Raw genomic sequence first — 10107 nt, 5'->3', positions numbered from 1 at the left:
TACAGGCCCTGCTGCGCCTTGGTGGTGCTCTTGATGTGCCACTGCAGCAGCGGCATGTCCAGTGCCTGCGCCACTTCCTCGGCCAACATGGTCTTGCCGGTGCCCGGCTCGCCCTTGACCAGCAGGGGGCGCTTGAGCGTGATGGCGGCGTTGACGGCCAGCATCAGGTCTTGCGTGGCGACGTAGTTCTGTGAGCCTTGGAATTTCATGGTGCGGGCGGGGTTTTGGGTCGAGGGTGGCGGGCGTGTGGTCCCGTGCCGGAGCGCGGCATCAGGGTTATCAATAAGTGGCCGGTGATAGCTGAGTCTATATAATCACAGGTTGATTTTTATCAATCGACTTCTTCATTCTGCTTGCCAAATGAACCAACTGTTGCCCACGATGCTCCGTTCCCTTGTCGCCGCTGCGACCTTTTCTGTGGCCGCGGTCGGTGCCCATGCACAAGGCGCGACCGGCAGTGCTGATGCAGGCAAGAAGAAGGCCGAAATGTGCATCGGCTGCCACGGCATTCCGGGCTACCAGAACAGCTTCCCCGAGATCCACAAGGTGCCGATGATTTCGGGCCAGTCGGACAAGTACATCATCGCCGCGCTGACCGCCTACAAGGCCGGCGAGCGCAAGCACCCCTCCATGCGTGGCATCGCCGGTTCCTTGTCCGAGCAGGACATGGCCGATCTGGCCGCGTTCTATTCTGCCCAAGGCGGCCAGCCCGTGCCCGAGACGGCCAAGGCGCCCAGCGCTGCCGTGGCGGCCCTGCTGGAAAAGGGCGCTTGCGTGTCCTGCCACGGCGCCAACTTCAGCAAGCCGATCGACCCGAGCTACCCCAAGATCGCCGGCCAGCATCCCGACTACCTGTTCGTGGCGCTCAAGGCCTACACCGTCGACGGTGGCAACGTGGTGGGCCGCGGCAACCCCATCATGGCCGGCATGGCCAAGCAGTTCAAGCCGGCCGAGCTGCGCCAGATCGCCCAGTACCTGGGCTCGCTGGACTCCGAACTCCGGACCGTGCCGCAGTCGCGTTTCCGCTGATCCGCTGCTCCCGTCCCCAACAAAAAGCCGCTCACCGAGCGGCTTTTTTGTTTCAGTCCCGGGTGGCCCGTTGCCGGACCTGTTCGATGTACGCCTGCCCGTCGGGCGGGCGCCCGCTGCGCTGGCTTTCCCAGATCATGCGGCCCAGGCATTCCATCACCTCGTGGTGGGCGGCGTGCAGGTCGCCGCGGCGCGCCGCCAGCAGCTCCACCGCCTGGCGGATGCCGGGGGGCTGGTCGATGCTGCATTGCTCGCTGATCGACAGGTGCATGGACAGGTGCAGGAACGGGTTGGCCCGCTCTGTGTCCGGCTGCCCCATGGCCGCCAGTGCGGCGTCCACATCGGCGAAGTCGGCCTGGTATTCGGGGTGCTCGCTCATCCACTGGCCCGCCAGCGTCTCGATCGCTTCCATGGGCTGCTGCAGGCGCTGTTTGTCGTACACCGTGCAGAAGAAGCGGCGCACATCGGCTTGTGAGGGACTGAACATGAGGGGATTGTCCCGCAAGCGGCCGGCCCATCGGGTGCGCTTGGGTACAGTCGGGCCCAGCCGCTTTCGACAACAGGAGACACACCATGCAGCAGGCCTTCATCTGCGACGCGATCCGCACCCCTTTCGGCCGCTACGGCGGCGCGCTCAGTTCGGTGCGCACCGACGACCTGGGGGCCATCCCGCTGCGCGCCCTGATGGCGCGCAACCCCGGGGTGGACTGGGCGGCGGTGACCGACGTGCTGTTCGGCTGCGCGAACCAGGCCGGTGAAGACAACCGCAACGTGGCCCACATGAGCAGCCTGCTCGCGGGTTTGCCGCTGGAAGTGCCGGGTGCCACCATCAACCGCCTGTGCGGTTCGGGCCTGGACGCGGTGGGCACGGCCGCGCGCGCCATCAAGGCCGGTGAAGCGGGTCTGATGATCGCCGGTGGTGTGGAAAGCATGAGCCGCGCGCCCTTCGTCATGCCCAAGGCCGAGAGCGCCTTCAGCCGCCACAACGCCGTCTACGACACCACCATCGGCTGGCGCTTCGTCAACAAGCTGATGAAAGCGCAGTACGGCGTGGACTCCATGCCCGAGACGGCAGAAAACGTGGCGACCGATTTCAAGATCGAGCGCGAAGCGCAGGACCGCATGGCCCTGGCCAGCCAGATGAAGGCCGTGGCGGCGATCAAGGCGGGTCACCTGGCGCGCGAGATCTGCGCCGTGAGCATTCCGCAGAAGAAGGGCGACGCGCTGATCGTCGACACCGACGAACACCCGCGCGAGACCAACCTGGAAACGCTGGCCAAGCTCAAGGGCGTGGTGAGGCCTGACGGCACGGTGACGGCCGGCAACGCCAGCGGCGTCAACGATGGGGCCTGCGCGCTGCTGCTGGCCGACGAAGCCACCGCCGCGAAGAACGGCCTGACGCCCAAGGCCCGCATCGTGGGCATGGCCACGGCCGGCGTGGCCCCGCGCATCATGGGCATGGGTCCGGCACCGGCGACGCAGAAGGTGCTGGCCCTGACCGGCCTCACGCTGGCGCAGCTGGACGTGATCGAACTCAACGAAGCGTTCGCGGCGCAAGGCCTGGCCGTGCTGCGCCAGCTGGGCCTGCAGGACGACGACCCGCGCGTCAACGCCTGGGGGGGCGCCATTGCGCTGGGCCACCCGCTCGGTGCCAGCGGCGCCCGCCTGGCCACGACTGCGGTCAACCGCCTGCACGCCACCGGCGGGCGCTACGCGCTGTGCACCATGTGCATCGGTGTCGGGCAGGGCATCGCGCTGATCGTCGAGCGCGTGTGACGTCGTTGCCCCTGATCACCGATCCGTTTTTCTACGCGGTGGCCATCCCCGCGGTGCTCTTGCTGGGGGTGAGCAAGAGCGGCTTTGGCGCGGGCTTCGGCTCGCTGGCCGTGCCCATGATGGCGCTGGCCGTCACGGTGCCGCAGGCGGCCGCCATCCTGATGCCCGTGCTGCTGGTGATGGACCTGCTGGGCATGGCCGCCTTTCGCAAGCACGTGGACCGGGCCCTGCTCAAGTTCCTGCTGCCGTGCGGCCTGGCCGGCATCGTGCTGGGCGCCCTGTTGTTCCGCGTGCTGGATGCACAGGTGGTGGCCGGCGTGGTGGGCGGTGTCACGCTGCTGTTCTTGGCCCAGCGCCTGCTGTTCCCACCCAAGGCCGACAGCCCGCCGCCGCCCCGGTGGCTGGGCGCGATCCTCACGGCCACCTCGGGCTTCACCAGCTTCATCGCCCACGCGGGCGGGCCACCCATCAACGCCTATGTGATCCCGCTCCGGCTCTCGCCGGTGCTGTTCACCGGCACCATGGCGTTCTTCTTTTTCTTCATCAACCTCAGCAAGTGGGTGCCCTACGCCTGGCTGGGACTGCTGGACGGACGCAACATGGCCACCTCGCTGGCGCTGCTGCCGTTTGCGCCGATCGGTGTCTGGGTGGGGGTGCGCATCGCGCACCGCATCAACCCCGTGCTGTTCTACCGGCTGGTCTACACCGGCATGTTCCTCACCGGTAGCAAGCTGCTGTGGGATGCCTGGCGCTAACATCCCCAGGTTGTTTTCATTTCAAGCAGGAGGTCGGAATGCCGGTGGTGGTGGTGGCCAATCCCAAGGGCGGCGTGGGCAAATCCACGCTTTCGACCAACGTGGCGGGGTATTTCGCCAGCCAGGGCCATGGGGTCATGCTGGGCGACGCGGACCGGCAGCAGTCCTCGCATCTCTGGATGCGCCTGCGCCCGCCGGCGGCGCGGCCGATCCGGACCTGGGAACTCTCCAGCGACTTCATCGCCCGCCCGCCCAAGGACGTGTCGCATGTGGTGCTGGACACGCCCGCCGGCCTGCACGGCTGGCGCTTCAAAGACGTGCTCAAGCTCGCCGACAAGGTGCTGGTGCCGCTGCAACCCAGCATCTTCGACATCTACGCCACGCGTGCTTTTCTGGATGAACTGGCCGAGACCCGGCACGCCGGGCAGCTGGACGTGGGCATCGTCGGCATGCGGGTGGACGAGCGCACCATCGCGGCCGAGAAGCTGCGCGAATTCGTCGATGGCCTGGGGTTGCCGGTGCTGACCTACCTGCGCGACACGCAGAACTACATCCATCTGGCCGCGCGCGGCCTGACGCTGTTCGACATCGCGCCCAGCCGGGTCGAGAAGGACCTGCAGCAGTGGCAGGGTCTCACGAAGTGGCTCAGCAGCTGAGGCGCGCTGTCCCGACGCGGACACCTTGGGGTCGGCCCGGGCGCTAGAGTCCGCGGCATGAAAATCTTCGACACCCTGGCCGATCTGGCCGCCTGCGTGGGCCAGGAAGTGGCCGTCAGCGACTGGGTCACCATCACCCAGGAACAGGTCAACCGTTTTGCCGAGGCCACCGGCGACCACCAGTGGATCCACGTGGACGTGGAACGCGCGAAGCAAGGCCCCTTCGGCGCGCCCATCGCGCACGGCTTCCTCACGCTCTCGCTGCTGCCGGTGTTCTTCGAATCGTCGTTCGACGTGCGCGGCTCCGGCATGGGGGTGAACTACGGGCTGAACAAGGTGCGCTTCACGGCGCCGGTGCCGGTGGGGAGTCGTCTGCGCGGGCGCATGACGCTGCTGTCGGCCGAACCCATTGAGGGGCAGGGTCTGCAGATGACCTGGCAGGTCCAGGTGGAACGCGAAGGCGTGAGCAAGCCGGTCTGCGTGGCCGAGTCGCTGGTGCGGCGTTACCCCTGACCCACGCAGCGGCGGTGCGTGGGCGCGCCAGCGATCCGGCGCCGGGCCGCCCCCAGCCGGATCAGCCCCCATGGGGGGGCAGCGACCCTCGCAGCGGTGGAGCGTGGGGGCGCCATCGATACGGCGCCGGGCCTCCCCCAGCCGGATCAGCCCCCGCGGGGGGCAGCGACCCGCGCAGCGGTGGAGCGTGGGGGCACCGGCACTTTCACTTGATGCGCACGAGCTGACGGGGTTCGAGCCAGCCGTCGAAGTGTGTGATGAGCGCGTTGATGCGCTCGGCCGCCACGGCCTGGCTGGTCTGCTGGGAAATCAGCTGGTAGGCGTCGTTGCGCAGCAACCAGAGTTCCTGTGCCGTTTTGGCCTGCCCGATCTTGTGGCGCAGGCGGAGTGCCGGCACGTTGTCGCAGTCTGTGATGCACTGCAACAAGGCCGAGCGGATCGGTTGCAGGTCCTTGAGGCTGGGAGGGCGCCGCCCAGGGGCGCGCGACTTGAGCGATCCCTTGATGAACCGGGCGAAGGTGGCGATCACGGTGTTCTCCGTACGGCTCGATGGGCCGTGAGGTGGGGCAGGGGTGGTCGGCCTTGTGGCGCCTGGTCACCCCCAAGAGATTGGCGCACAAAGCCGGCGCCCGTGGCGCATGTCTGTGTGGTGATGGAGCGCATCCAGGTGACGGGCTTCACGCTGGCGTGGCTCCAAAACCCTGTTGGCGCCACGCTTCGAACACCACCACCGCCACCGCGTTGGACAGGTTGAGGCTGCGCTGTCCTTCGATCATGGGCAGGCGCAGGCGCTGAGTGAGCGGGAACTGCTCGCGCAAGTCGGCAGGCAAGCCCTGTGTCTCGGAGCCGAACACCAGCCAGTCGCCGGGCTGGAAGCGCTGGTCGTACACGCTGGTGCTGCCGCGCGTGGTCATGGCCATCAGGCGTTGTGGGTCGGGTTGCTCGCTGGCCAGGAAGCTGGCCCAGTCGGCATGGCGGCGCAGCGTGGCGTACTCGTGGTAGTCCAGGCCGGCGCGGCGCATCTGCTTGTCGTCCATCGAGAAGCCCAGCGGCTCGATCAGGTGCAAGGTGCAACCCGTGTTGGCGCTCAGGCGGATCACGTTGCCCGTGTTGGGCGGGATCTCGGGCGCAACGAGGACGATGTTGAACATGGTTGCGGCGTGCTTGTCCGTTCAGGTCTTCAAGCGTTGTCGGGTGCCAGTGATCTGGTCTGTTGTCCCTCCCTGCACGGCGGCGATGATAAGCCGCGCTGAAGCGCATGAGCGCCTTTGTTTGCTGCATTTTTTGCAGCTGTCAGACGCAGGCGACACCCAATGCTGTTGGGGGTGTGGCGGACGGGAGGCATGTCGGCGCACTTACGCTTGTTCGCCCAGCGGCGTGCGGGCCAACACCAGGGCCTGCACCCGCGCGGCGCCGCCGTCCAGCAGGGCCTGTGCGGCGGCCTCCAGCGTGGCGCCGGTGGTGCTCACATCGTCCACCAGCAGCACCTGTGTGCCGGCAAGCGCGGCGCCGTGCTGCGGGTGCGCTGCGAAGGCCCCGCGCAGGTTCTGAAGGCGTTGCGCGCGTGGCAGGCTGTGCTGATCGGGGGTGTCGCGCACGCGGACCAAGGCATCGGCCAGCGCCGGCGGGCGGGGGTGGGGTGTGCGGCGCAACAAGGCATGGGCCAATTCCCAGGCCTGGTTGAACCCACGCGTGGCCAGTCGGGACGGGGCCACCGGCACCGGCACCAGCAAGCGGTTGTCGAGCAGCAGGGGCAGCACCTGCGCGTCGCGCAGCATCACGTCGGCCCAGAGGCCGGACCAGCCGGCGTCGGCGCCGAACTTCCAGCGGGCGATCAGGCCGGCCCATGGGTAGCCGTAGTCCAGCACCCCCACACAACGGTGCACCGGGGTGGGGGTCTGCCGGGTCAGGCAGGCGCCGCACAGCGCGCGTTCGTGGGTCATGGGCACGGCGCAACACGGGCAGCGCCAGCGGGGCGCGGCGAAGCGTTGCAGGCAGGGCGCACACACCGGCTGGGCGGGCCAGCGCCCGCAGATCTGACAGCAGCCCGGCAGGTGGCGGGATGCTTGCAGGAGCGGACGCATGCGCAACATGCGGCCAATATACTGGCGCCCTCTCAGCCGCCGATCTGTGCCACCGTGAATCCCGACGCCACCGACCCCTCCACCGTGCCGGGGATGGACGCGACCGCTGCGCGCCGCTGGCGCCAACTGTCGCGCTCCGAAAGCCCCTGGTTGCACGAGGAGGTGGCCACGCGCATGGCCCAGCGCCTGCAATGGTTCCGTGAACCGCCGTCCAGCTGGCTGCATTGGGAGCCTGTGCTGGGGGGGCTGCAGGCCCATGCGCGCCTGCGCGAGCAGCTGCCCCAGGCGTCCTGGCATGTGATGGCCGAGCAACTGCCGGCGGCACTGGAGGCCACGCGCGTAACCGCTGCCCGGTCCTGGAATCCGCTGCCGTGGCGCCGTGCCCCGTCCGCGCCCGTTTTGCCCGCGGATGGGCAGGTGGCAATGCTCTGGGCCAACATGGTGCTGCACCACGAGCCGCAGCCGCAGCCTCTGCTGCAACGCTGGCACGGTCTGATCCAGACCAACGGTTTCCTCATGTTTTCCTGCCTCGGGCCCGACACGCTGCGCGAACTGCGTGCGGTCTATGCGCAGGCCGGCTGGCCCGATCCGGCGCACGCCTTCACCGACATGCACGACTGGGGCGACATGCTGGTGCACAGCGGCTTTGCCGAGCCGGTGATGGACATGGAGCGCATCACCCTGTCGTACTCATCGGCGCAGGCGCTGCTGGACGAATTGCGTGGCTTGGGGCGCAACCTGAGTCTGAGCCGCCACCCTGCGGCGCGCGGTCGTGCCTGGCGGGCGAGCCTGCTGCAGGCCCTGGAAGCGGGGTTGCCCCGTGACGACCAGGGGCGGCTGCTGCTGAGTTTCGAGATCATCTACGGACACGCCTACAAGCCGGTGCCGCGCGTGCCGGTGACGGGCACGCAGTCGGTGTCGGTGGATGCGATGCGTGCCATGCTGCGCGCCGGGCGCGGCTGATGCCGGCCGCGGGTCGAAGCGGCTGCGCAGGCCCTTAGCACCCGCCTGAACGGAACGGGTTGCGTTGTGTCAACGGTGCATGGGCTGGTGTCGGCCGGGCGCGCCAGACACCCCGTTTTCCACCGCTACAATTGACATAAATCAAATCTGAATGGCGCTGCCCCGCGTGGTCGGCGCTCTTCGGTGTGTCGGCTGAAGCTCTGTCCAGGTGGAACCCCAGTGAGTCAGGTGCACCAACCTTTGCGCTTGGCCACGCCTTCGGTCGATGGCGTGTACTGGTTGCTGCGCCGAAACTGTTCGGTCACGCCGCGGCAGTGGATGGCGATGTACCTGTTGCGCTGCGGCGTGTCGCTGGTGGTGGCCGGGTTCTTCTGGTCCCAAGGGGCCACGCTGGTGCTGCCGTTTGCCGTCGTCGAGTCGGTGGCGATGGGGCTGGCTTTTGTGGTGCATGCCCGTCATGTCACCGACCGGGAGCGCATCAGCTTCAGCCGGGACCGGCTGGTGATTGAGCAGGAGAGTGCAGGGTGCGTGCGGCGGTGCGAATTTGCCCGCCATGCGGTGCGAGTGGAGCCGCCGTTCGGATGTGATCAGTTGATCGAAGTCCGCGGCAATGGGCAGAGGGTGCGGATCGGGCGTTTTTTGCGAGCCGATCTGCGGCCAGTGCTGGCCAGGGAAATCCGTATCGCGCTGCAGGACTGAGGTGGGCGCGTGCGAACGTGGGTATTCCCGGAGTGTGTGGAGCTTGGGATTTTTGTTTAATTGGGATTGATATAAATCAATACTTATATTCGAGGCACAACAAAGTGAGCATGACAAAGACGATGGGTGATTTCCTGCGAAACCGACTGACAGCGCTGCGCACGACGGCCTCGATCCTGGCGCTGGGCGCTGGCGTATGGGTCACGGAGGCGGCCCACGCTGTCAACGATCTGCCCGGCGGTCCGGCCGTCAACCAGCTGAACTTCGCGCCACCGGCCACCAAGATCGCCGAAGAGCAGCACTGGCTGCACTGGTTCATGATGGCCATCTGCACGGTCATCTTCGTCGTCGTCTTCGGGGTGATGTTCTATTCCATCCTCAAGCACCGCAAGTCGGTGGGCCACAAGTCCCAGGAACTGGCCGAGCCGATCTGGGTGGAGCTGGGCTGGACCATCGTGCCTTTGCTCATCGTGATCGGCATGGCCCTGCCGGCCACCAAGGTGCTGGTGGCTCAAAAAGACACCACCAACAGCGACCTGACCATCAAGGCCACGGGCATGCAGTGGAAGTGGGGTTACGACTACATCAAGGGCGAGGGCGAGGGCATCGCCTTCCTGTCCACCCTGGACAACAGCCACCGTGAAATGTCCAACAGCGGCAAGCCGCCGGCCACCGACGACTACCTGCTGAAGGTGGACCACCCGCTGGTGGTGCCGGTGGGCAAGAAGATTCGCATCATCACCACCGCCAACGACGTGATCCACGCCTGGATGGTGCCGGCCTTCGGCGTCAAGCAGGATGCGATCCCCGGTTTCGTGCGCGACACCTGGTTCCGCGCCGAGAAGACCGGTGACTTCTACGGTCAGTGCGCCGAGCTGTGCGGCAAGGAACACGCCTACATGCCGATCCATGTGAAGGTGGTGACCCCCGAGGAATACACCGCCTGGGTGGCCAGCCAGCAGAAGGCCGTGGTCGCTGCCAAGTGAGCAGTGAACTGAAGAATTCAGAATCTCCAAGGAAACAACGATGAGTGCAGTTCTCGATCACCACGACGCACACGATCACGACCACCACGCCCCCTCGGGCTGGCGTCGCTGGGTCTACGCGACCAACCACAAGGACATCGGTACCCTGTACCTGCTGTTCGCCTTCACCATGCTCATGGTGGGCGGTGTGCTGGCGCTGCTGATCCGCGCCGAGCTGTTCCAGCCCGGCCTGCAGCTGGTCAACCCCGAGCTGTTCAACCAGCTCACCACCATGCACGGCCTGATCATGGTGTTCGGCGCCATCATGCCGGCCTTCGTGGGCTTCGCGAACTGGATGATTCCGCTGCAGATCGGCGCGTCCGACATGGCTTTTGCCCGCATGAACAACTTCAGCTTCTGGCTGATGATCCCGGCCGCGCTGATGCTGGTGTCCTCGTTCTTCATGCCCGGTGGCGCCCCTGCCGCCGGCTGGACGCTGTACGCCCCGCTGACCCTGCAGATGGGCCCCTCGATGGACGCCGGCATCTTCGCCATGCACATCCTGGGCGCATCGTCCATCATGGGTTCGATCAACATCATCGTCACCATCCTCAACATGCGCGCGCCCGGCATGACGCTGATGAAGATGCCGATGTTCTGCTGGACC

Annotated in this window: 13 protein-coding genes and 1 pseudogene; 9 read left to right on the top strand and 5 right to left on the bottom strand. The window is 66.8% G+C overall.

What is annotated here, in order from left to right:
- Window positions 1-209: MoxR family ATPase (locus RMP09_RS22110; protein ID WP_310568132.1), on the bottom strand; the 209-nt coding region annotated here is incomplete at its 3' end.
- A 151-nt stretch (window positions 210-360) separates the two neighbouring features.
- Between RMP09_RS22110 and RMP09_RS22105 the strand changes: the two genes are divergently transcribed.
- The gene (locus RMP09_RS22105) at window positions 361-1029 is read left to right on the top strand and encodes a c-type cytochrome (RefSeq protein WP_310568131.1); all 669 of its coding nucleotides are present in this window, start codon (window positions 361-363) and stop codon (window positions 1027-1029) included.
- Window positions 1030-1081: 52 nt separating this feature from the next.
- Here RMP09_RS22105 and RMP09_RS22100 read toward each other — a convergent pair whose 3' ends face one another.
- Window positions 1082-1516, bottom strand: coding sequence for a DUF1841 family protein (locus tag RMP09_RS22100; RefSeq protein ID WP_310568130.1), 435 nt, complete (start codon window positions 1514-1516; stop codon window positions 1082-1084).
- Between the two features lie 86 nt (window positions 1517-1602).
- On the opposite strand from RMP09_RS22100, the gene pcaF reads away from it, so the two are divergent.
- The 4 genes from pcaF to RMP09_RS22080 are packed head-to-tail and all read left to right on the top strand — an operon-like array spanning window position 1603 to window position 4729.
- Window positions 1603-2805: a 3-oxoadipyl-CoA thiolase gene (gene pcaF, locus RMP09_RS22095; protein ID WP_310568129.1), complete on the top strand. Its 1203-nt coding sequence runs from the start codon at window positions 1603-1605 to the stop codon at window positions 2803-2805.
- On the top strand, window positions 2802-3560 hold the full coding sequence (locus tag RMP09_RS22090; RefSeq protein ID WP_310568128.1) for a sulfite exporter TauE/SafE family protein: 759 nt from the start codon (window positions 2802-2804) through the stop codon (window positions 3558-3560). The genes pcaF and RMP09_RS22090 overlap by 4 nt, the downstream gene beginning before the upstream one ends.
- 38 nt (window positions 3561-3598) lie before the next feature.
- A complete protein-coding gene (locus tag RMP09_RS22085) occupies window positions 3599-4216 on the top strand; it encodes a ParA family protein (RefSeq protein ID WP_310568127.1) in 618 nt (205 codons plus the stop codon).
- 57 nt (window positions 4217-4273) lie between these two features.
- Window positions 4274-4729, top strand: coding sequence for a MaoC family dehydratase (locus RMP09_RS22080; RefSeq protein WP_310568126.1), 456 nt, complete (start codon window positions 4274-4276; stop codon window positions 4727-4729).
- A 205-nt stretch (window positions 4730-4934) separates the two neighbouring features.
- Here the strand turns inward: RMP09_RS22080 and RMP09_RS22075 are convergent, their stop codons facing one another.
- The 3 genes from RMP09_RS22075 to RMP09_RS22065 form a co-directional block, all read right to left on the bottom strand.
- Window positions 4935-5258: a hypothetical protein gene (locus RMP09_RS22075; protein ID WP_310568125.1), complete on the bottom strand. Its 324-nt coding sequence runs from the start codon at window positions 5256-5258 to the stop codon at window positions 4935-4937.
- A 148-nt stretch (window positions 5259-5406) separates the two neighbouring features.
- A complete protein-coding gene (gene trmL / locus RMP09_RS22070; protein ID WP_310568124.1) occupies window positions 5407-5880 on the bottom strand; it encodes a tRNA (uridine(34)/cytosine(34)/5-carboxymethylaminomethyluridine(34)-2'-O)-methyltransferase TrmL in 474 nt (157 codons plus the stop codon).
- Between the two features lie 204 nt (window positions 5881-6084).
- Window positions 6085-6672: a ComF family protein gene (locus RMP09_RS22065; protein WP_310568123.1), complete on the bottom strand. Its 588-nt coding sequence runs from the start codon at window positions 6670-6672 to the stop codon at window positions 6085-6087.
- A 234-nt stretch (window positions 6673-6906) separates the two neighbouring features.
- Here RMP09_RS22065 and RMP09_RS22060 point away from each other — a divergent pair, with 234 nt between their 5' ends.
- The 4 genes and pseudogenes from RMP09_RS22060 to RMP09_RS22045 form a co-directional block, all read left to right on the top strand.
- On the top strand, window positions 6907-7776 hold the full coding sequence (locus tag RMP09_RS22060) for a biotin synthase (protein ID WP_409559772.1): 870 nt from the start codon (window positions 6907-6909) through the stop codon (window positions 7774-7776).
- Between the two features lie 246 nt (window positions 7777-8022).
- On the top strand, window positions 8023-8475 hold the full coding sequence (locus RMP09_RS22055) for a DUF2244 domain-containing protein (RefSeq protein WP_310568121.1): 453 nt from the start codon (window positions 8023-8025) through the stop codon (window positions 8473-8475).
- Between the two features lie 122 nt (window positions 8476-8597).
- Window positions 8598-9452, top strand: a pseudogene (coxB, locus tag RMP09_RS22050) (cytochrome c oxidase subunit II); the annotation flags it as partial.
- Between the two features lie 49 nt (window positions 9453-9501).
- Window positions 9502-10107: cbb3-type cytochrome c oxidase subunit I (locus RMP09_RS22045; protein WP_310568120.1), on the top strand; the 606-nt coding region annotated here is incomplete at its 3' end.

This window comes from Hydrogenophaga sp., assembly GCF_031426985.1.
Classification (GTDB): Bacteria; Pseudomonadota; Gammaproteobacteria; order Burkholderiales; family Burkholderiaceae_C; genus Hydrogenophaga.
Note: the sequence above shows the minus strand (reverse complement) of the source record. Positions and strands in the feature narration are given on the sequence as shown.